The sequence below is a fragment of the Curtobacterium sp. HSID17257 genome (genome assembly GCF_003989515.1).
GTDB lineage: Bacteria > Actinomycetota > Actinomycetes > Actinomycetales > Microbacteriaceae > Curtobacterium.
Genome location: NZ_RBLU01000020.1, coordinates 23,504 through 42,136, shown reverse-complemented (window position 1 = coordinate 42,136; position 18,633 = coordinate 23,504). Strand labels below are relative to the sequence as shown.

Below are 18,633 nucleotides of genomic sequence, written 5' to 3'. Positions count from 1 at the left end.
TCCCACGCCTCGGTGTACCCGGCCGCCGCCGCGTCGAGGTGCCCCTCGTGGCGGTCGCACTCGGCCGTGATCGCGACCGCGAGCACCGCGATGAGTCCACGGTCCTCGAAGCCCCCGCGGCCAGCCGCAGGCCGGTGCCGCAGGTCCGCTGCGATCGAGCGGGCACGGTCGACGTCCCCGGTCGCGGCGGACGCGAGGCCCACGGTCCAGCCGATCTCGTACAGGTCGTCGTCGGCGCCGAAGCGTTCCAGGTGCTCGCGGGCGCTGACCGCCTCGGCCAGGGACTCCGCGTAGCGGCCGGACTGGGCGAGCAGCTGGGTGAGCGTGACCGCCACCGTGCCGGTGGTCCAGGCCTCACCCGTCGCCACCGCCAGCTCCTTCGCCCGACGTGCGTACCGCAGGGCCCCGACGGGGTCACCGGCGTTCTCGGCCAGCGGCGCACTCAGCATCGTGCCGAGGCACGCCACGGCGGGGTCCGGGTCGGCGCGCAGGCGCGTCAGTTCGGCGAAGCCCTGCTCGGGACGCCCGATCGAGAGCAGCAGCGTCGCGAGCGCATCGACGACCGGGTCCTCGGCACGACCGGTCACGTGCAGGGTCCGCAGGCCCGAGATCGACCGCGCCGTGGTGCGGAGGTCGGTGAACGCCGACGTGGCTCCGCAGAGCACGAGCCCGACGATCGCGGCGGTCCGGTCCGCGGGGCCCGGGATGCACGAGCGCAGGGCGGCGACGACGTCCGGCGCCGTCCCGACCAGCTCACGGTGCAGCCCGCGCAGCGTCCAGTACCCGCCGAGCGCAGCGAACACGTGCGTGACCGTCGGGACGTCGTCGGCCCGGAGCGCCCAGCGGAGCAGGGTGACGAGGGTGTCGGCCTCGCGGCGGACCTCGGTGAAGGCGACGAGCTGCGCCGGCCCCCGCAGCGCGAACAGGTTCCGCGCAGCCGACAGTTCCCGGCCCCACGCGGTCATCGCCGCGCGGACGTCCTCGGTCGTGCCCCGCTCCGTCAGGCGTGCGGCACCGAACTCCCGGACGGTCTCGAGCAGACGGTAGCGGACCGGTTCCCCCTCGGTCTCCACGAGCTGCACGAGCGACTGCTCGACGAGGTCGGCGAGGTCGTCGAGCGCGTCCTGGCGCCGTGCGGGCTCGGCCACCGCCTCGACGGCGTCGACTGCGACCCCGTCGGGGAACAGCGCCAGCCGGGTCAGCAGGTCCTGGGCGCCCTCGTCGAGGAGCCGCCAGCTCCACTCGATGACGGCGAGCAGCGTGCGGTGCCGTTCCGGGGCGCTGCGGTCACCACCCCGCAGGAGGGCGAAACGGTCGTCGAGTCGTCGTTCGACCTCGTCGACCGACATGCCGCGGATCCGGGCGGCGGCGAGCTCGATGGCGAGCGGCGACCCGTCGAGCCGGGTGCAGATCCGGCGGACCGCGTCGACCGGCAGGACCGCTCCGGGCCGGGCGGCACGGGCTCGCTCGGTGAACAGCCGGACGGCGGCCCCGTCCGCCTCGACCGGCAGCGGACCGAGGGGCGCGACGACCTCGCCGGCGATCGCGAGGGGAGCCCGGGACGTCGTGAGCACCCGCAGCCCGGGCACGGCGGCGAGCAGGTCGGCCGTGCAGCGGGCCACGGCCTGCAGCAGGTGCTCGCAGTTGTCGAGCACGAGCACGGTCGGGCCGTCGTCGAGGGCCCGGACCACCCGTGCCCACAGGTCGGTGACCACCGCGTCCTGCAGCATGCGGGCCGTCCGGACCTCGGCGATCCCGAGCAGGGCGCCGAGTGCGGGGAGCAGGTCCTCGGCGTCGCCGATCGGCGCGAGCTCGCAGACGATGACGCCGGTGGTCGGGGGCAGCTCGGTGGCGACGGCCTGCGCGAGCCGGGTCTTGCCGAGCCCGCCCGGTCCGAGCACCGTGACCAGGCGGTGCTCGCCGAGCAGTGCGGCGACGTGGGCGACGTCGTCCCCTCGTCCGACGAGCTCGTTGGGCGCGGCGCGGAGTCCGGTGCGCCGGACGGGGTGGCCCTCCACGGCCGTCGATCGCCTGAGGAGTTCCGTGTTCAGCCGGACGAGCTCCGCGGACGGGTCGGCCCCGAGTCCGTCCGCCAACCGTTCCCGGTACGCGGCGAACACCGCCAGCGCCTCGGAGGTGCGCCCGTCGGCGTCGAGGGCGCGCATCGCTCCACCGGCGGCCGCGTCGTCGTAGGGCGCGGCGTCGACCTCGGCGAGCCAGGCGGCGGCCGACGCGGCCGGGTCGCCGTCGGCGAACAGCAGGGCCGCGAGGCGTCGACGCAGCGCGTGCTCGGCAGCAGCGGCCCGGTCGGCCAGCGCGACGCCGAGGTCCCCGTCGACGTCGACACCCGGGGCGCCGCGCCACCGGTCGAGGGCGGCCCGGACGGTGCCGGTGTCGGCGGCCGGGTCGAGCGCCGTCCGCTCCGCCGCCACCAGGTCGACGTCGGACGGGTCGCCACCGAGTGCGTACCCGGTGCTGGTCGACACGACGACTCCCTCGGCCGTCGTCCGGCGCAGGCGGGACACGAGCGTCTGCAGGGCTGCGCGAGCGCCCTTCGACCGGTCCTCGCCCCAGAGCTCGTCGATGAGCGTCGCGGTGCCGAGCGTGTGGCCGGGTGCGAGCACCAGGGCGGTCAGGAACGACCTGGCCAGGGCCCCCGGGACCACGAGCGGAGCGCCGTCCGGGCCGGCGACCGACACCGGTCCGAGGACGGCGACACGGGGCGCGACGGGCACCCTCGGATCCTACCGACGACCCGCACCGGACCGCGACGACGGCACGGGACGGGACTCAGCCGCGTCTGCCGGACGGACCGGTCGAGGTGTCGACGTCGGCGGTCGCGCGCTTCTCCGACTCGAGCACGCCGCGCAGCGCGACGATCGCGCTCGAGGTCACCGTGACCTGCGACGGGTCCGCGTCACTGGCGTCGAGCGCCCGTTCGAGGTCGGCGATGGACTCGTCGGCACCGTCCTCCGGGCAGTCGCCCCGGACCACGCAGGCGACTTTCCGGAGCGCGGCCGCGAACGGCTCCGCGAACGCCGGGTCCGGCCGGCCGAGGTTCTCCGCGACGGGCCCCGACCGGGCGACCAGTTCCGTGAGGTCGGTCGTGTACCAGGCCACGCGCTCGAGCGCCCGGAAGCGCGCTCCGTCGGTCTGCAGTCGTGCCCGCGGTCCGCGCAGCACGCTCCGCGGGTTCATCCGGCGGGCCTCCTGCGCCGTCGACACACGGTCCCGCACGTCCGCGATCGCCTTGTCCAGCCGCTCCTGCTGGCGGTCCCACGCCCCGGTGTCGGGCTCCCCCTCGTCGAGCACGTCGGCCAGGTCGTCGAGCTGCTGCGCGAGCACACCGTTCACCTGGTCGATGCGCCGCTCGGCGTCCCAGAAGTGCAGCGGCGGCACCACCGCGAAGTTCACCGCGAGGCCGATCGCGATGCCGATCGCCATCTGCACGACGTAGGCGAACGAGTAGCCCTCGGCGTTGCCGCCGCCGATGAGCAGCACGAAGAGCGCCGCCATCGGCACCCACGAGTACCCCTCGCCGAGGATCCGGAACCCGGACACCAGGACGCCCAGACCGACGACGAGCGCGACCGCGACGACCCCGGGGTCGCCGACGAGCATCGTGAACCCGGCGATGAGGATGCCGAGGGTGATGCCGACGAGCGTCTGGACACCGGCGCGGATCCCCGCGAAGACCGTGGTGCGCATCGCGACGATCGCGCCGAGGGGCGCGTAGTACGGGTACTCGGCGGCGATGCCCGGCGCGTACTTCGCCAGGGTCCACGCGATCGTGGCGGCGAGTGCCGCCTTGCCGGCGAGCAGCAACCGCGGTTGCGTGCCGGAGTCCCGACTCCACCGCCACAGTCGGCGCCCTGCGCCGGTGATCCGTTCCGCTCTCGCCATGTCGCGATCACCGTACGGCGGTGACGCTGGGAGGGCACGCGGGTGCGCTCCGGACGGGAGGCCCGTGGCGGCGCCGTCCCGACCCTCCCGTCCGACGGCACGCGCCCCGCAGGGACGACGGAACCCCCGCGACGTGCGTCGCGGGGGTTCCGTGCGGTGGTGCTGGACCTACTTGGCGTCGTCCGACTTGGCCTCGGCGTCGGCCTCTACCTCGGCGGCAGCCGGGGTCTCGGTCTCGGCCTCGACCGGAGCGGACTCCTCGGTCGTCTCCGTGGACTCGACCGGGGTCTCCTCGGCCGGGGTCTCCTCGGCCGGAGCGGCAGCAGCCGGGGCCGCGGTGCGCGTCACCGGGGCCGGCGTGCTGGACACCGGCTCGAGGACGAGCTCGATCGAGGCGAGCGGCGCGTTGTCACCCTTGCGGAAGCCGAGCTTCGTGATGCGGGTGTAGCCGCCCTGACGGTCCTCGACCTGCGGGGCGATCTCGGTGAACAGCGTGTGCACGACGGACTTGTCGCGCAGCTGAGCGATCACACGACGACGCGCGTGCAGGTCGCCACGCTTCGCGAACGTGATGAGACGCTCGGCGACGGGACGCAGGCGCTTGGCCTTCGTCTCGGTGGTCGTGATGCGACCGTGCGTGAAGAGGGCGTTGGCGAGGTTGCTCAGGAGCAGGCGCTCGTGGGCGGGGCCGCCACCGAGGCGGGGGCCCTTGGTGGGCTTCGGCATGTCAGTTCTCCAGTGGTGATGGTGGTGCGCACCGACTCATCGGTGCGCGTGCGCGTCAGCGCGAGGTCAGTTGGACTCGTCCTCGTCGTACCCGCTGTAGAAGTGGGCGCCGTCGAATCCGGGGACGGTGTCCTTGAGGGACAGGCCGAGCTCGGTGAGCTTGTCCTTGACCTCGTCCACCGACTTCTGACCGAAGTTGCGGATGTTCATGAGCTGCGTCTCCGACAGGGCGACGAGCTCGGACACCGTGTTGATGCCCTCCCGCTTGAGGCAGTTGTAGCTGCGGACCGACAGGTCGAGGTCCTCGATCGGGGTCTGCAGCTCGTTCGAGAGCACCGCGTCGACCGGCGCGGGGCCGATCTCGATGCCCTCGGCCGCCGTGTTCAGCTCGCGGGCGAGACCGAACAGCTCGACCAGCGTGCGGCCGGCCGAGGCGATGGCGTCGCGCGGCGAGATCGCCGGCTTCGACTCGACGTCGACGACCAGGCGGTCGAAGTCCGTGCGCTCACCGGCACGCGTCGCCTCGACGCGGTAGGTGACCTTGAGGACCGGCGAGTAGATCGAGTCGATCGGGATCTGCCCGGCCTCGCTGAACTCGGAACGGTTCTGCGTCGCCGAGACGTAGCCGCGGCCACGCTCGATCGTCAGCTCGAGCTCGAACCGCGCGGTGTCGTTCAGGGTCGCGATGACGAGGTCCGGGTTGTGGATCTCGACGCCGGCCGGAGCGGAGATGTCCGCCGCGGTGACCTGACCGGCACCCTGCTTGCGCAGGTACGCGGTGATCGGCTCGTCGTGCTCGCTGGAGACGACGAGGCTCTTGATGTTGAGGATGATCTCGGTGACGTCTTCCTTGACACCGGGGACGGTGCTGAACTCGTGGAGGACGCCGTCGATGCGGATGCTGGTGACAGCCGCGCCGGGGATCGAGGAGAGGAGCGTGCGGCGCAGCGAGTTGCCGAGGGTGTAACCGAAGCCCGGCTCGAGCGGCTCGATGACGAAGCGCGAGCGGTACTCGGAGATCGACTCCTCGGTCAGGGTGGGGCGCTGTGCAATGAGCACTGTGGGATTCCTTTCGGCGGAGTGTCCGCTATATGACACTCGGCGGTACGACGGGGCCGACCGGGCCCCGACGGGTCTGTTGAGTTGTGATCACGCGCAGCGCAGGGCCGGGAGGGCCCGACGTGCGCGATCGAACGACCAGGAATGGCCGGCCCCGCTCGCCCCGGTCAGGGGACGAGCGGGGAACGGCCGGTTGCTCCTCGCGTCAGACGCGGCGACGCTTCGGCGGGCGGCAGCCGTTGTGCGCCTGCGGGGTGACGTCGTTGATCGAGCCGACCTCGAGGCCAGCGGCCTGGAGCGAACGGATCGCGGTCTCGCGACCCGAGCCCGGGCCCTTGACGAAGACGTCGACCTTCTTGACGCCGTGCTCCTGCGCCTGACGCGCAGCGGACTCGGCAGCGAGCTGCGCCGCGAACGGCGTCGACTTGCGCGAACCCTTGAAGCCCACGGCACCCGAGGACGCCCAGCTGAGGACGGCACCCGACGGGTCGGTGATGCTGACGATGGTGTTGTTGAACGTGCTCTTGATGTGGGCCTGGCCCACGGCGACGTTCTTCTTCTCCTTGCGACGCGGCTTGCGCGCGGCAGTCTTGGGGGTAGCCATGATGATCTCCTATCGGGCCTTCTTCTTGCCTGCCACGGTGCGCTTCGGTCCCTTGCGGGTACGCGCGTTGGTCTTGGTGCGCTGACCACGCACCGGGAGACCACGACGGTGGCGGAGACCCTCGTAGCTACCGATCTCGACCTTGCGGCGGATGTCGGCTGCGACCTCGCGGCGGAGGTCACCCTCCACCTTGAAGTTGCCCTCGATGAAGTCACGGAGGGCGACGAGCTGGTCGTCGGTCAGGTCCTTGACGCGGATGTCACCGGAGATACCGGTCTCGGCGAGTGCCTGGACCGCGCGGGTCCGGCCGACGCCGTAGATGTACGTGAGTGCGATCTCCACGCGCTTCTCGCGCGGGATGTCGACGCCTGCTAGACGTGCCATGTGCTGGCTGCTCCTGTTTTCGGTGGAGGTGTGGCGCAGTACCGGTGCCCGGGCCTCCGCCCCGAGGTGTCCCCCCGCCGACGACCGAGGTCGCGGCGGGGTTCTGGTACTGCGTGTGCAGTGTTGAGTTGTGGGTCCTGCTGGGAGCTCAGCCCTGGCGCTGCTTGTGGCGCGGGTTGCTCTTGCAGATCACCATGACGCGGCCCTTGCGGCGGATGACACGGCAGTGCTCGCAGATGGGCTTGACGCTGGGGTTGACCTTCATGATTGCTTCCTGTTGCTCGCTGGCTTCGTGCCCGGCGGGTTCGCCGAGCCGTTCCTTTCCAGCTCGCGGATCACTTGTAGCGGTAGACGATCCGGCCGCGGGTCAGGTCGTACGGGCTCAGCTCCACGATCACGCGGTCCTCGGGGAGGATACGGATGTAGTGCTGGCGCATCTTCCCGGAGATGTGCGCGAGGACCTTGTGTCCGTTGGTCAGCTCAACGCGGAACATCGCGTTGGGCAGAGCTTCGAGCACCGAGCCCTCGATCTCGATGACGCCGTCTTTCTTGGCCATAGCCTCACTGTCGCTTGGTTGGATTACCGGTGTGATCCCCGAGCCGGTCTGCGGGTCGGGCGCCACGCCGAAGGGCATGACACACCAAAGATCAATCGTATGGGATCGAGCGCAGATTGCCAAGTGCCGGCGGGTCACCGGCCGCGCCGGGTCCCTCCGTCTGGGGCTGTCGGGCGCCGGCTGAACGGTCCAGAGTGGATCCTCGGTCGCTTCCCGGTTGCGGACCGGGCCCACCGCCGTAGCCTGGCGATCGCTGACCGTCCGGCACCTGCGCCGGAGAACCGATCGGAGACCACGTGCCCGAAGCACCCCGCCGCCCCCTCGCCCGCCACGGCCGGCTGCCGCGCCGTCGCGGATGGGGCACGCTGCTGGGGTTCGTCGCGGCCGCCGTCGCCGTCGTCCTGGTCAGCGGCACGAGCGTCGCGGCCATCGCCGGCGCGCAGCTCGCCGCCGCACCGCACACCGTCGAGCTCAGCAAGGACGACCAGAACACCGCGAAGACGGCCGACATCACCGCGATGCAGGGCGGGGCGAACATCCTGCTCCTCGGCAGCGACACCCGCGTCGGGCAGTTCGACTCCGACGAGGACGTCGAGGGCGCCCGCAACGACGTCACGATCCTCGTCCACATCTCGCAGGACCACCAGCAGCTCACGGCGGTCAGCTTCCCCCGCGACCTCAAGGTGCCGATCCCGGCGTGCACGAACCCCGAGACCGGCACCTCGTACCCGGCCGTCGACCGGGAGCTCATCAACGAGTCGCTCGGGCGCGGCGGGATCTCCTGCGCCGTGGACACCGTCGAGAACCTCACCGGGCTCACCATCCCGTACGCCGGGCTCATCACCTTCAACGGCGTGATCGAGATGTCGAACGCCCTGGGCGGTGTCGACGTCTGCGTGGCGAAGCCGATCGACGACTCGTACACGGGCCTGCACCTCGCCGCCGGACAGCACACGCTCGAGGGCCAGGACGCGCTGGCGTTCCTGCGCAGCCGACACGGCGTCGGCGACGGCAGCGACCTCGCGCGCATCAGCTCGCAGCAGGTGTTCCTGTCGGCCCTGCTCCGCAAGGTGGCCTCGGACGGCACCCTGTCGAACCCGGTGACCCTCTACAAGCTGGCCGGTGCGGCACTGTCGAACATGACGCTCTCGGACGGTCTGGCGCAGACCCGGACGCTCGTCGGGCTCGCCTCGACGCTCCGGGGCATGAGCACGTCGGACATGCTGTTCGTGCAGTACCCGGTCGTGGACGACCCGTCCGACACCGCGCACGTGCTCGTCGACGAGGCGGCTGCGCACGAGCTCAACGTCGTGCTGCAGCAGGACCGCAAGACCTCGCTCAGCGACTCCACGACCGGCCGCGCGTCGGAGGAGTCCCCCACCGCGGGCAGCACGCCGGGCACGGACACGGCCCCCGGCGAGGCGCCGGCCGGCAGCGGTGACACCTCGGGCGGTGCGCCGTCCGGTGCTGCGCCGGCTGGTGGCACGCCGACGGCGACGCCGCTGCCCTCGAACATCTCCGGGCAGTCCGCCTCCGAGCAGACCTGCTCCGTCGGGAACTGAGCCCGTCGGGAACCGGCGCCGGCGCGGTCACTCGTACCGGAGCCGGTACCGGCCAGCGTCGGTGACGGGAGACGACCCGCGGAGTCGGGGCGAGCCTCCCGGCCGGGCGCGCGGAAGGATCCGCCGGGGCGGAACGGCGGCGGTCGTCCCTACGGGACGGGGACCGGCGTGACGCCGAGCGGTACGAGACCCGAGGCGCCGCCGTCGGAGGCGGTGAGCACCCAGATGCCGTCCGCGTGCACGGCGACGGAGTGCTCCCAGTGCGCCGCGTCGGAGCCGTCGAGCGTCCTGATCGTCCACTCGTCGTCGTCCGTCGAGCTGTCGATCGTCCCGGCCGTCACCATCGGCTCGATCGCGACGACCAGCCCGGGTCGGACGGCCGGGCCGGCACCGCGGACACGGTAGTTGAAGACGGGCGGGTCCTCGTGCATCGAGCGGCCGATCCCGTGCCCCGTGAAGTCCTCCACGATGCCCCAGGTCCCCGTCTCGTCGACGGCGTCCTCGATCACGGCGCCGACCTCGTTGAGGTTCCGCGCGTGCGCGAGCGCGGCGATGCCGTGCCAGAGGGCGCGCTCCGTCGTGTCGCAGAGCGACTGCCGAGCCGTGGTGGACGTGGCGTCCCCGCCGGGCAGGACGGTCGTGAAGGCGCTGTCACCGTTCCACCCGTCGACCTCGGCACCGGCGTCGACCGAGACGATGTCGCCCGATGCGAGGACGCGGTCCCCGGGGATCCCGTGGACGATCTCGTCGTTCACCGACACGCACAGGGTGTGCCGGTAGCCCGGGACGAGCTGGAAGTTCGGCACACCGCCACCGTCACGGATCGTGCGCTCGGCGATCGCGTCGAGCTCGCCCGTGGTGATGCCGGGACGCATCGCGGCACGGACCGCACCGAGGGCAGCCTCGGTGAGCAGCCCGGGGCGGACCATCGCCCGGAGTTCCTCCGGCGACTTGTAGATCGAGGGCTTCCGACGCCGCACGACGGGAGTCAGACGCCCGCGGTGAGGCCGCGCGACGTCAGCGCCGCCTGGATGCGGTCACCGACCTCGTCGATCCCGCCGAGCCCGTCGACGTCGACCACGAGACCGCGCTCGGCGTAGGCCGCCACGATCGGGGCCGTCTGCTCCGTGTAGACCTCCTGGCGACGACGGATCGTCTCCTCGTTGTCGTCGCTGCGGCCCTGCTCCTCGGCACGCTTCAGGAGTCGCGCCACGAGCGCGTCCTGGTCGGCGACGAGCTGCACGACGGCGTCGATCCCGGTGCCCTGCTCGGCGAGCAGCGCGTCGAGGTACTCGACCTGCCCCACGGTCCGCGGGTAGCCGTCGAGCAGGAAGCCCTGCTCGGCATCCGGCTCGCTCAGCCGCGACTTGACGAGCTCGTTCGTCAGCTCGTCGGGCACGTAGTTGCCCGCGTCCATGATCGCCTTCGCCTGCACACCCAGCGGGGTGCCCTCGGAGACGTTCTTGCGGAAGATGTCACCCGTGGAGATCGCGGGGACGCCGAAGCCCTCGGCGATCCGACCGGCCTGGGTGCCCTTCCCGGCTCCGGGAGGTCCGACGATGATGAGACGTGCGCTCAACGGAGAAGCCCTTCGTAGTGACGTTGCTGCAGCTGCGAGTCGATCTGCTTCACGGTCTCGAGACCGACACCCACGATGATGAGGATGCTCGCGCCGCCGAACGGGAAGTTCTGGTTCGCGCCGAACAGCGCCAGTGCTGCCAGCGGGATGAGCGCGATGAGACCGAGGTAGAGCGAGCCGGGCAACGTCACCCGGGTCAGGACGTAGTCGAGGTACTCGGCCGTCGGACGACCGGCCCGGATGCCCGGGATGAAGCCGCCGTACTTCTTCATGTTGTCGGCGACCTCTTCGGGGTTGAAGGTGATCGCGACGTAGAAGTACGTGAACCCGACGATGAGCAGGAAGTACAGGACCATGTAGAACCAGTTGTCACCCGAGGTCAGGTTGTTCTGGATCCAGGTCACCCACGCGGCCGGCTCGGAGCCGTCCGAGGGCTGGTTGAACTGCGCGACCAGGGCCGGCAGGTACAGCAGCGACGAGGCGAAGATGACGGGCACGACGCCGGCCATGTTCACCTTGATCGGGATGTAGGTGTTGTTGCCGCCGTAGGTGCGACGACCGACCATGCGCTTGGCGTACTGCACCGGGATGCGCCGCTGCGACTGCTCGACGAAGACGACCGCCATCATGATGACCAGGCCGACCAGGATGACGAAGAGGAAGAGCTCGAAGGACTGCGACTGCTCGATCGCCCAGAGCGCCGACGGGAACTGCGCCGCGATGGACGTGAAGATCAGCAGCGACATGCCGTTGCCGATGCCGCGCTCGGTGACGAGCTCGCCCATCCACATGATGAGACCCGTACCGGCGGTCAGCGTCACGACCATCAGCATGATCGCGTACCAGCTGTCGTTCGAGATGATCGACGAGCAGGAGGCGGAGGCGTTCGTGCCGAACAGAGCACCGGAGCGCGCGACCGTGATGAGGGTGGTCGACTGCAGGACACCGAGCGCGATGGTGAGGTAGCGCGTGTACTGCGTCAGCTTGGCCTGGCCGGACTGGCCCTCCTTGTAGAGGGCGTCGAAGTGCGGGATGACCACGCGCAGCAGCTGCACGATGATCGACGACGTGATGTACGGCATGATCCCGAGCGCGAAGACCGAGAGCTTGAGCAGCGCGCCGCCGGAGAAGAGGTTGATCAGGTCGTAGAGGCCGCCGGAGGACGACGCGCTGGCGAGACAGCTCTGCACGGCGGTGTAGTCGACGAACGGCGCGGGGATGTACGACCCGAGACGGAACAGCGCGATGATCGCGAGGGTGAAGCCGATCTTCTTGCGAAGATCTGGGGTGCGCATGATGCGCGCGACCGCTCTGAACACGAGGACTCCGAACTTCTGGGACCGGCGACCCGATCGGGGTCATCACGGTGTCGATCGGCAGCGCCGACCTGGCCGACGGACGCCGGCCACTGTCAAGGAAACCGTAACGGCGGCCCGTGCGCAAACGCACGGGCCGCCGACGGGGGTTACTGGGAGACGGTTCCGCCAGCAGCCACGATCTTCTCGGCGGCGGACGCCGAGACCTTGTCGACCGAGACCGTGAGCTTCACGCTGATGTCACCCTGACCGAGAACCTTGACCTTCTCGTTCTTGCGGACGGCGCCCTTGGCGACCAGGTCCGCAACGGTGACGTCGCCACCGTTCGGGTAGAGCTCCGCGATCTTGTCCAGGTTCACGACCTGGTACTCGACGCGGAACGGGTTCTTGAACCCGCGGAGCTTCGGGGTGCGCATGTGCAGCGGCATCTGCCCACCCTCGAAGCCGACCTTGACCTGGTAGCGAGCCTTCTGGCCCTTGGTACCGCGGCCGGCGGTCTTGCCCTTCGAGCCCTCACCACGGCCGACACGGGTGCGGTCCTTCTTGGAACCGGCAGCCGGGCGGAGGTGGTGCAGCTTCAGCACCTGGACCCGCTCGTTCTTCTCGTCGCTCATGCGTCGACCTCCTCGACCTTCACGAGGTGCGCCACCGTCGCGATGTACCCGCGGTTCTGGGCGTTGTCCTCACGCAGGACCGTACGGCCGATGCGCTTGAGGCCCAGGCTGCGCAGGGTGTCGCGCTGGTACTGCTTCTCGCTGATAACGGACTTCGTCTGCGTGATCTTCAGCATCGCCATCACGCACCTGCCTTCTCGGTCGCGGCACGCAGCGCCGCAGCCTCGGCGTGGAGCAGACGAGCCGGGACGACCCGGTCGACGTCGAGGCCACGACGGCTCGCGACGGCGCGGGGCTCCTCGAGCTGCTGCAGCGCCTCGACGGTCGCGTGCACGATGTTGATCGTGTTCGACGAACCGAGCGACTTGCTCAGGACGTCGTGGATGCCGGCGCACTCGAGCACGGCGCGGACCGGACCACCGGCGATGACACCGGTACCGGCAGCGGCCGGACGCAGCAGGACGACACCGGCAGCGGCCTCACCCTGCACCGGGTGCGGGATGGTGTTGCCGACGCGCGGGACGCGGAAGAAGTTCTTCTTCGCCTCCTCGACGCCCTTCGAGATCGCGGTCGGGACTTCCTTCGCCTTGCCGTAGCCGACACCGACGAGGCCGTTGCCGTCACCGACGACGACGAGCGCCGTGAAGCTGAAGCGACGACCACCCTTGACGACCTTCGAGACGCGGTTGATGGTCACCACGCGCTCGAGGAACTGGCTGTCGCCACCGCGGTTGTTGCGGTCACGACCCTGCTGACGGTCACGTCCACCGCCACGACGGCCGCGCTGGTCGGCGTTGTCGCGGTTGTTCGACGCGGAGCCCGCGGCGGTCTCGACCGGACGCTCGGCGACGGCAGGGGCTTCCGCTTCCTTGCCGGCCGCGGCCTTGGCGACGGTCTCCGTCGCAGCAGCGGTCTCGGTCTCGGTCTCGGCCGCTTCGTTGTTGTTCGCGATGTCGCTCACAGGTTCAGCCCTCCTTCACGGGCACCATCGGCGATCGCGGCGACGCGACCGGCGTACTTGCTCCCACCGCGGTCGAAGACCACGGCCTCGACGCCAGCGGCCTTCGCACGCTCGGCGACGAGCTCGCCGATGCGACGGGCCTTGGCCGTCTTGTCGCCGTCGAACGAACGGAGGTCGGCCTCCATCGTCGATGCGCTGGCCAGGGTGTGGCCCTTCGCGTCGTCGATGACCTGGACGAACACGTGACGCGACGAACGGGTGACGGCGAGACGCGGACGCGCCTCGGTGCCGGTGATCTTCTTGCGGAGACGGTTGTGACGGCGCGCCTTGGCGGCCGACTTGCTCTTTCCTCGGATACCGAGAGCCATGATCACTTACCTGACTTTCCGGCCTTGCGGCGCACGATCTCGCCCGCGTAGCGGACACCCTTGCCCTTGTAGGGCTCGGGCTTGCGCAGCTTGCGGATGTTGGCAGCCACCTCGCCGACGGCCTGCTTGTCGATGCCCGACACGGTGAGCTTGTTGTTGCCCTCGACGGCGAAGCTGATGCCCGCCGGCGGCTCGACCGTGATGGGGTGGGAGTAGCCGAGCGCGAACTCGACGTTGCTGCCCTTCGCCGCGACGCGGTAACCGGTACCGACGACCTCGAGGCCCTTGGAGTAGCCCTGGGTCACGCCGACGATGTTGTTCGCGATGAGGGTGCGGGTCAGGCCGTGCAGCGCACGCGAGCTGCGCTCGTCGTCCGGACGGGTGACGAGGACCTGGTTCTCCTCGACCTTGGCCTGGATGGGCTCCGCGACGGTGAGCGCGAGCTCGCCCTTCGGGCCCTTGACCGCGACGGTCTGGCCGTCGATGGCGACGGTCACACCCGCGGGGATGTCAATGGGAAGACGTCCGATTCGAGACATTGTCGATCACCACACGTAGGCGAGGACTTCCCCACCCACGCCCTTCTGCTCGGCTTCACGGTCGGTGAGCAGTCCCGACGAGGTCGAGAGGATCGCCACGCCGAGGCCACCGAGGACCTGGGGGAGCTCCGTCGACTTCGCGTAGACCCGGAGACCGGGCTTCGAGACGCGCTTGATGCCGGCGATCGAACGCTCGCGCTCGGGGCCGTACTTCAGGTCGATCGTGAGGGTCTGCCCGACGCGGGCATCCTCGATCTTCCACTCGCTGATGTAACCCTCGCGCTTGAGGATCTCAGCGATGTTCTTCTTCAGCTTGGAGCTGGGGAGCGAGACGGCGTCGTGGTGCGCCGAGTTCGCGTTCCGCAATCTGGTCAGCATGTCTGCGACCGGATCGGTCATCGTCATGATGGTCGTCCATTCTTCGCCTGGTTTCGACACCCGTTCCACGAATGCCGACCTGAGCGATCGGGTGGTCTCCGAGCGGATCCCGGAGACCTGGGGGCCGGCGGCTGTCGCCGTCGGCCGGTGTTCGTGCGTGCGGGCCGGAGGACGTGAATCCTCCGGCCCGCAGCGCCCGGACTATCTTAGACCGTCTGGTCGGCCGAACGGAACGGGAAGCCGAGCTGGCGGAGCAGCGCGCGGCCCTCGTCGTCCGTCTTCGCGGTGGTCACGACGGTGATGTCGAAGCCACGCACGCGGTCGATGCGGTCCTGGTCGATCTCGTGGAACATCGACTGCTCCGTGAGACCGAACGTGTAGTTGCCGTTGCCGTCGAACTGCTTGTCGCTGAGACCGCGGAAGTCGCGGATGCGGGGCAGGGCGAGGGTGACGAGGCGGTCGATGAACTCCCACGCGCGGTCGCCGCGGAGGGTGACGTGCGCGCCGATGGCCTGGCCCTCACGCAGCTTGAACTGCGCGATGGACTTGCGGGCCTTCGTCACGACCGGCTTCTGACCGGTGATCGCGGTGAGGTCCTTGACGGCCCCGTCGATCACCTTGGAGTCACGAGCGGCCTCACCGACACCGGTGTTCACGACGACCTTGACCAGGCCGGGGACCTGGTTGACGTTCGCGTACCCGAACTGCTCGGTGAGAGCGGTCTTGATCTCGTTCTTGTACTTCTGCTTGAGGCGCGGCTCGACCTTGGTCTCCGGCGCGGCAGTCGTGTCGGTCATCAGAGCTTCTCACCCGACTTCTTGGCGTAGCGGACGCGGACGGTCTTCTTCACGCCGTCCTTCTCCACCTCTTCGGTACGGAAGCCGACGCGGGTCGGCTTCTTGGTCTTCGGGTCGACGATGGCGACGTTCGACACGTGGATCGGAGCCTCGTGCTGCTCGATGCCACCGGTCTTCGACCCGCGCTGCGTCTGGCCGACGCGGACGTGCTTCGTCACGAAGTTCACGCCCTCGACGACGACGCGGTTCTTGTCCTTGAGGACCTCGATGACCTTGCCCTGCTTGCCACGGTCGCCGCCACGCTCCTGCTTGGCGCCCGTGATGACCTGGACGAGGTCACCCTTCTTGATGTTCGCCATGGCTTACAGCACCTCCGGCGCGAGCGAGATGATCTTCATGAACTTCTTGTCACGGAGCTCGCGACCGACCGGACCGAAGATGCGCGTACCGCGCGGGTCGCCGTCGGCCTTGAGGATCACTGCCGCGTTCTCGTCGAACTTGATGTAGGAGCCGTCCTGACGACGGGTCTCCTTCTTGGTGCGAACGATGACCGCCTTGACGACGTCACCCTTCTTCACGTTGCCGCCGGGGATGGCGTCCTTCACCGTGGCGACGATGACGTCACCGAGGCCGGCGTAGCGACGACCCGAGCCACCGAGCACGCGGATGGTCAAGATCTCCTTGGCACCCGTGTTGTCGGCGACCTTCAGGCGGGATTCCTGCTGAATCACTGCTGTCTCCTATTCCGAAGCAGGCCGGGGCCTACTTGGCCTTCTCGAGGATCTCGACCAGGCGCCAGCGCTTGGAGGCGCTGAGGGGACGGGTCTCGCTGATCACGACGAGGTCGCCGACACCAGCGGTGCCGAGCTCGTCGTGGGCCTTCACCTTGGACGTGCGGCGGATGATCTTGCCGTAGAGCGCGTGCTTCACGCGGTCCTCGACCTCGACCACGATGGTCTTGTCCATCTTGTCGCTCGTCACGTAGCCGCGACGCGTCTTGCGGTAGCCGCGGGTCGAGGCGGCGGAGTTGTTCTCTTCGTTCGCCATCAGTTCTCCTCGGCGGTAGCGGCCTCGGTCGACTCGGCCGGCTTGTCAGCCTTCTTCGTCTTCTTGGCCTTGGTGGCGGTCTCGACGGGCGCGGGGGTGGCACGGATGCCGAGCTCGCGCTCGCGGAGGACGGTGTAGATGCGTGCGATGTCGCGCTTGACGGCACGGAGACGACCGTGGCTCTCCAGCTGGCCGGTGGCCGACTGGAAGCGGAGGTTGAAGAGTTCCTCCTTGGCCTTCTTCAGCTCGTCAGCGAGACGCTCGTTCTCGAACGTGTCGAGCTCCGTGGGACGGAGCTCCTTGGAACCGATCGCCATTACGCGTCGCCCTCCTCGCGCTTGATGATGCGTGCCTTGAGGGGCAGCTTGTGGATTGCACGGGTCAGCGCCTCGCGGGCGATGTCCTCGTTGACGCCGGAGAGCTCGAAGAGCACACGACCCGGCTTGACGTTGGCGACCCACCACTCGGGCGAGCCCTTACCGGAACCCATGCGGGTCTCAGCCGGCTTCTTGGTCAGCGGACGGTCCGGGTAGATGTTGATCCACACCTTGCCGCCACGCTTGATGTGACGCGTCATCGCGATACGAGCGGACTCGATCTGACGGTTGGTCACGTAGGCCGGGGTGAGGGCCTGGATACCGTAGTCGCCGAAGCTGACCTTGGTACCGCCGGTGGCCTGACCCGAGCGCTTCGGGTGGTGCTGCTTGCGGTGCTTGACTCGACGGGGAATAAGCATGGTTACGCCTCAACTCCTGCGCCGGCCGGCGCGTCCTGCGGGGCCTGCTGCTGACGGCCGCCACGGTCGCCGCCACGACGGTCGCCGCGCTCGCCACGGGGGCCGCCACGACGCTCCGGGCGCGACGAACGCTGGTTCGCCTGCTCGCGAGCGAGCTCCTTGTTCGTGATGTCGCCCTTGTAGATCCATACCTTCACGCCGATGCGACCGAAGGTGGTGCGCGCCTCGTAGAAGCCGTAGTCGATGTTGGCGCGGAGCGTGTGCAGGGGCACGCGGCCCTCGCGGTAGAACTCCGAGCGCGACATCTCGGCGCCGCCGAGACGACCCGACACCTGGATGCGGACACCCTTGGCGCCGGCGCGCTGTGCACCCTGCAGGCCCTTGCGCATGGCGCGACGGAACGCGACACGAGCGGAGAGCTGCTCGGCGATGCCCTGCGCGACGAGCTGGGCCTCGGTCTCGGGGTTCTTGACCTCGAGGATGTTGAGCTGGATCTGCTTCTTGGTGAGCTTCTCGAGCTCGCCACGGACGCGCTCCGCCTCGGCACCACGGCGACCGATGACGATGCCCGGACGCGCGGTGTGGATGTCCACGCGGACGCGGTCCCGAGTGCGCTCGAGCTCGATGCGGGCGACACCGGCGCGGTCGAGGGTCTTCTTCAGGTACTCGCGCACCTTGATGTCCTCGGCCACGTAGTCGGCGTAGCGCTGACCGGCCTTCGTGCTGTCGGTGAACCAGTGCGAGACGTGGTCCGTCGTGATCCCGAGACGGAAGCCGTACGGGTTGACCTTCTGGCCCATTACTTGCTCGCCTTCTTGCTCGTCGCGGCGACCTCGGCCTCGTCCGGCGTCGCGAGGACGACCGTGATGTGGCTGGTGCGCTTGTTGATGCGGAAGGCCCGGCCCTGGGCACGCGGCTGGAACCGCTTCAGGGTCGTGCCCTCGTCGACGAAGACGCGGCTCACGTAGAGGTCGCGCTCGTCGAGGAAGCTGTTCGTCGAGTCCGCCTTGACACGTGCGTTGGCGATCGCCGAGGCGACCAGCTTGTACACGGGCTCCGAAGCGCCCTGGGGGGCGAACTTCAGGATGGCGAGGGCCTCGTGAGCCTGCTTGCCGCGGATCAGCTCGATGACGCGACGGGCCTTCTGAGGCGTGACGCGGATGTGTCGCACGCGTGCGATCGACTCCACCATTTCGTTCCTCCTCTTCGTCCCCGCCTTAGCGGCGACGGCCCTTCTTGTCGTCCTTCACGTGACCACGGAAGGTGCGGGTCGGCGCGAACTCGCCGAGCTTGTGACCGACCATCGACTCGGTGACGAACACCGGGATGTGCTTGCGGCCGTCGTGCACGGCGATCGTGTGCCCGAGCATGTTCGGGACGATCATCGAGCGACGCGACCAGGTACGGATCACGTTCTTGGTGTTGGCCTCGTTCTGCGTGACGACCTTGCGGAGCAGGTGCTCGTCGACGAAGGGGCCCTTCTTCAGACTGCGTGGCATCTTC

General features: G+C 69.5%; 27 protein-coding genes. 1 reads left to right on the top strand and 26 read right to left on the bottom strand.

The annotated features are described in order from the left end of the window. The 8 genes from D8M35_RS05680 to infA form a co-directional block, all read right to left on the bottom strand. Positions 1 to 2,735: BTAD domain-containing putative transcriptional regulator (locus tag D8M35_RS05680; RefSeq protein WP_126890960.1), on the bottom strand; the 2,735-nt coding region annotated here is incomplete at its 3' end. A gap of 55 nt (positions 2,736 to 2,790) precedes the next feature. Next, positions 2,791 to 3,903: an aromatic acid exporter family protein gene (locus D8M35_RS05675; RefSeq protein WP_126890959.1), complete on the bottom strand. Its 1,113-nt coding sequence runs from the start codon at positions 3,901 to 3,903 to the stop codon at positions 2,791 to 2,793. 168 nt (positions 3,904 to 4,071) lie between these two features. Beyond that, entirely contained in the window at positions 4,072 to 4,629 is a 558-nt protein-coding gene (gene rplQ, locus D8M35_RS05670) for a 50S ribosomal protein L17 (protein WP_126890958.1), read from the bottom strand. Between the two features lie 66 nt (positions 4,630 to 4,695). Continuing rightward, positions 4,696 to 5,688 carry a DNA-directed RNA polymerase subunit alpha gene (locus D8M35_RS05665; RefSeq protein WP_126890957.1) on the bottom strand — a complete coding sequence of 331 codons (993 nt, stop codon included), beginning with the start codon at positions 5,686 to 5,688 and terminating at the stop codon, positions 4,696 to 4,698. 205 nt (positions 5,689 to 5,893) lie between these two features. Continuing rightward, positions 5,894 to 6,292, bottom strand: coding sequence for a 30S ribosomal protein S11 (gene rpsK / locus D8M35_RS05660; protein WP_017885507.1), 399 nt, complete (start codon positions 6,290 to 6,292; stop codon positions 5,894 to 5,896). A gap of 9 nt (positions 6,293 to 6,301) precedes the next feature. Beyond that, positions 6,302 to 6,676 (bottom strand): 30S ribosomal protein S13, encoded by a 375-nt coding sequence (rpsM, locus tag D8M35_RS05655; RefSeq protein WP_058728274.1) that lies wholly within the window; start codon positions 6,674 to 6,676, stop codon positions 6,302 to 6,304. A gap of 148 nt (positions 6,677 to 6,824) precedes the next feature. Beyond that, positions 6,825 to 6,941: a 50S ribosomal protein L36 gene (rpmJ, locus tag D8M35_RS05650; protein WP_022903266.1), complete on the bottom strand. Its 117-nt coding sequence runs from the start codon at positions 6,939 to 6,941 to the stop codon at positions 6,825 to 6,827. A 70-nt stretch (positions 6,942 to 7,011) separates the two neighbouring features. After that, positions 7,012 to 7,233 carry a translation initiation factor IF-1 gene (infA, locus tag D8M35_RS05645; protein WP_017885509.1) on the bottom strand — a complete coding sequence of 74 codons (222 nt, stop codon included), beginning with the start codon at positions 7,231 to 7,233 and terminating at the stop codon, positions 7,012 to 7,014. A gap of 296 nt (positions 7,234 to 7,529) precedes the next feature. On the opposite strand from infA, the gene D8M35_RS05640 reads away from it, so the two are divergent. Beyond that, positions 7,530 to 8,795, top strand: a complete 1,266-nt coding sequence (locus D8M35_RS05640) for an LCP family protein (protein WP_126890956.1) — start codon at positions 7,530 to 7,532, stop codon at positions 8,793 to 8,795. 149 nt (positions 8,796 to 8,944) lie between these two features. Here the strand turns inward: D8M35_RS05640 and map are convergent, their stop codons facing one another. The 18 genes from map to rpsS form a co-directional block, all read right to left on the bottom strand. Beyond that, positions 8,945 to 9,775: a type I methionyl aminopeptidase gene (map, locus tag D8M35_RS05635; RefSeq protein ID WP_274542767.1), complete on the bottom strand. Its 831-nt coding sequence runs from the start codon at positions 9,773 to 9,775 to the stop codon at positions 8,945 to 8,947. An 8-nt stretch (positions 9,776 to 9,783) separates the two neighbouring features. Then, positions 9,784 to 10,374, bottom strand: a complete 591-nt coding sequence (locus D8M35_RS05630; protein WP_126890955.1) for an adenylate kinase — start codon at positions 10,372 to 10,374, stop codon at positions 9,784 to 9,786. Continuing rightward, the gene (gene secY / locus D8M35_RS05625; protein WP_126890954.1) at positions 10,371 to 11,693 is read right to left on the bottom strand and encodes a preprotein translocase subunit SecY; all 1,323 of its coding nucleotides are present in this window, start codon (positions 11,691 to 11,693) and stop codon (positions 10,371 to 10,373) included. The genes D8M35_RS05630 and secY overlap by 4 nt, the downstream gene beginning before the upstream one ends. A 146-nt stretch (positions 11,694 to 11,839) precedes the next feature. Beyond that, on the bottom strand, positions 11,840 to 12,304 hold the full coding sequence (gene rplO / locus D8M35_RS05620; RefSeq protein ID WP_066657012.1) for a 50S ribosomal protein L15: 465 nt from the start codon (positions 12,302 to 12,304) through the stop codon (positions 11,840 to 11,842). Then, on the bottom strand, positions 12,301 to 12,486 hold the full coding sequence (gene rpmD / locus D8M35_RS05615; RefSeq protein ID WP_031273241.1) for a 50S ribosomal protein L30: 186 nt from the start codon (positions 12,484 to 12,486) through the stop codon (positions 12,301 to 12,303). The genes rplO and rpmD overlap by 4 nt, the downstream gene beginning before the upstream one ends. Continuing rightward, on the bottom strand, positions 12,486 to 13,265 hold the full coding sequence (gene rpsE / locus D8M35_RS05610) for a 30S ribosomal protein S5 (RefSeq protein WP_126890953.1): 780 nt from the start codon (positions 13,263 to 13,265) through the stop codon (positions 12,486 to 12,488). Before rpsE ends, rpmD begins: the two co-directional genes overlap by 1 nt. Then, on the bottom strand, positions 13,262 to 13,633 hold the full coding sequence (gene rplR, locus D8M35_RS05605; protein ID WP_066657014.1) for a 50S ribosomal protein L18: 372 nt from the start codon (positions 13,631 to 13,633) through the stop codon (positions 13,262 to 13,264). Before rplR ends, rpsE begins: the two co-directional genes overlap by 4 nt. A 2-nt stretch (positions 13,634 to 13,635) precedes the next feature. Continuing rightward, the gene (rplF, locus tag D8M35_RS05600) at positions 13,636 to 14,172 is read right to left on the bottom strand and encodes a 50S ribosomal protein L6 (protein ID WP_066657016.1); all 537 of its coding nucleotides are present in this window, start codon (positions 14,170 to 14,172) and stop codon (positions 13,636 to 13,638) included. Between the two features lie 6 nt (positions 14,173 to 14,178). After that, positions 14,179 to 14,577 carry a 30S ribosomal protein S8 gene (rpsH, locus tag D8M35_RS05595; protein ID WP_065960021.1) on the bottom strand — a complete coding sequence of 133 codons (399 nt, stop codon included), beginning with the start codon at positions 14,575 to 14,577 and terminating at the stop codon, positions 14,179 to 14,181. A 179-nt stretch (positions 14,578 to 14,756) separates the two neighbouring features. Next, positions 14,757 to 15,347 carry a 50S ribosomal protein L5 gene (rplE, locus tag D8M35_RS05590; protein ID WP_126890952.1) on the bottom strand — a complete coding sequence of 197 codons (591 nt, stop codon included), beginning with the start codon at positions 15,345 to 15,347 and terminating at the stop codon, positions 14,757 to 14,759. Next, on the bottom strand, positions 15,347 to 15,706 hold the full coding sequence (gene rplX, locus D8M35_RS05585; protein ID WP_126890951.1) for a 50S ribosomal protein L24: 360 nt from the start codon (positions 15,704 to 15,706) through the stop codon (positions 15,347 to 15,349). Before rplX ends, rplE begins: the two co-directional genes overlap by 1 nt. Positions 15,707 to 15,709: 3 nt before the next feature. Continuing rightward, positions 15,710 to 16,078, bottom strand: a complete 369-nt coding sequence (gene rplN, locus D8M35_RS05580; protein WP_017885523.1) for a 50S ribosomal protein L14 — start codon at positions 16,076 to 16,078, stop codon at positions 15,710 to 15,712. Positions 16,079 to 16,109: 31 nt separating this feature from the next. Then, the gene (rpsQ, locus tag D8M35_RS05575; RefSeq protein WP_066657023.1) at positions 16,110 to 16,394 is read right to left on the bottom strand and encodes a 30S ribosomal protein S17; all 285 of its coding nucleotides are present in this window, start codon (positions 16,392 to 16,394) and stop codon (positions 16,110 to 16,112) included. Continuing rightward, entirely contained in the window at positions 16,394 to 16,711 is a 318-nt protein-coding gene (gene rpmC, locus D8M35_RS17190; protein WP_058728265.1) for a 50S ribosomal protein L29, read from the bottom strand. Before rpmC ends, rpsQ begins: the two co-directional genes overlap by 1 nt. Next, entirely contained in the window at positions 16,711 to 17,130 is a 420-nt protein-coding gene (gene rplP / locus D8M35_RS05565) for a 50S ribosomal protein L16 (protein WP_022906346.1), read from the bottom strand. The genes rpmC and rplP overlap by 1 nt, the downstream gene beginning before the upstream one ends. 2 nt (positions 17,131 to 17,132) lie before the next feature. Then, the gene (rpsC, locus tag D8M35_RS05560; RefSeq protein ID WP_022903280.1) at positions 17,133 to 17,930 is read right to left on the bottom strand and encodes a 30S ribosomal protein S3; all 798 of its coding nucleotides are present in this window, start codon (positions 17,928 to 17,930) and stop codon (positions 17,133 to 17,135) included. Beyond that, a complete protein-coding gene (rplV, locus tag D8M35_RS05555) occupies positions 17,930 to 18,322 on the bottom strand; it encodes a 50S ribosomal protein L22 (RefSeq protein WP_035809257.1) in 393 nt (130 codons plus the stop codon). Before rplV ends, rpsC begins: the two co-directional genes overlap by 1 nt. Before the next feature lie 25 nt (positions 18,323 to 18,347). Further along, the gene (rpsS, locus tag D8M35_RS05550; protein ID WP_017885529.1) at positions 18,348 to 18,629 is read right to left on the bottom strand and encodes a 30S ribosomal protein S19; all 282 of its coding nucleotides are present in this window, start codon (positions 18,627 to 18,629) and stop codon (positions 18,348 to 18,350) included. Between the last annotated feature and the right edge of the window lie 4 nt (positions 18,630 to 18,633).

Excerpts from the sequence above, each read along its gene's own strand:
- D8M35_RS05675 (WP_126890959.1), bottom strand. The coding sequence starts at position 3,903 with ATGGCGAGAGCGGAACGGATCACCGGCGCAGGGCGCCGACTGTGGCGG.
- rplQ (WP_126890958.1), bottom strand. The coding sequence starts at position 4,629 with ATGCCGAAGCCCACCAAGGGCCCCCGCCTCGGTGGCGGCCCCGCCCAC.
- rpsK (WP_017885507.1), bottom strand. The coding sequence starts at position 6,292 with ATGGCTACCCCCAAGACTGCCGCGCGCAAGCCGCGTCGCAAGGAGAAG.
- rpsM (WP_058728274.1), bottom strand. The coding sequence starts at position 6,676 with ATGGCACGTCTAGCAGGCGTCGACATCCCGCGCGAGAAGCGCGTGGAG.
- rpmJ (WP_022903266.1), bottom strand. The coding sequence starts at position 6,941 with ATGAAGGTCAACCCCAGCGTCAAGCCCATCTGCGAGCACTGCCGTGTC.
- infA (WP_017885509.1), bottom strand. The coding sequence starts at position 7,233 with ATGGCCAAGAAAGACGGCGTCATCGAGATCGAGGGCTCGGTGCTCGAA.
- rplO (WP_066657012.1), bottom strand. The coding sequence starts at position 12,304 with ATGAGCGACGAGAAGAACGAGCGGGTCCAGGTGCTGAAGCTGCACCAC.
- rpmD (WP_031273241.1), bottom strand. The coding sequence starts at position 12,486 with ATGGCGATGCTGAAGATCACGCAGACGAAGTCCGTTATCAGCGAGAAG.
- rplR (WP_066657014.1), bottom strand. The coding sequence starts at position 13,633 with ATGGCTCTCGGTATCCGAGGAAAGAGCAAGTCGGCCGCCAAGGCGCGC.
- rplF (WP_066657016.1), bottom strand. The coding sequence starts at position 14,172 with ATGTCTCGAATCGGACGTCTTCCCATTGACATCCCCGCGGGTGTGACC.
- rpsH (WP_065960021.1), bottom strand. The coding sequence starts at position 14,577 with ATGACGATGACCGATCCGGTCGCAGACATGCTGACCAGATTGCGGAAC.
- rplE (WP_126890952.1), bottom strand. The coding sequence starts at position 15,347 with ATGACCGACACGACTGCCGCGCCGGAGACCAAGGTCGAGCCGCGCCTC.
- rplX (WP_126890951.1), bottom strand. The coding sequence starts at position 15,706 with ATGGCGAACATCAAGAAGGGTGACCTCGTCCAGGTCATCACGGGCGCC.
- rpsQ (WP_066657023.1), bottom strand. The coding sequence starts at position 16,394 with ATGGCGAACGAAGAGAACAACTCCGCCGCCTCGACCCGCGGCTACCGC.
- rpmC (WP_058728265.1), bottom strand. The coding sequence starts at position 16,711 with ATGGCGATCGGTTCCAAGGAGCTCCGTCCCACGGAGCTCGACACGTTC.
- rplP (WP_022906346.1), bottom strand. The coding sequence starts at position 17,130 with ATGCTTATTCCCCGTCGAGTCAAGCACCGCAAGCAGCACCACCCGAAG.
- rpsC (WP_022903280.1), bottom strand. The coding sequence starts at position 17,930 with ATGGGCCAGAAGGTCAACCCGTACGGCTTCCGTCTCGGGATCACGACG.
- rplV (WP_035809257.1), bottom strand. The coding sequence starts at position 18,322 with ATGGTGGAGTCGATCGCACGCGTGCGACACATCCGCGTCACGCCTCAG.
- rpsS (WP_017885529.1), bottom strand. The coding sequence starts at position 18,629 with ATGCCACGCAGTCTGAAGAAGGGCCCCTTCGTCGACGAGCACCTGCTC.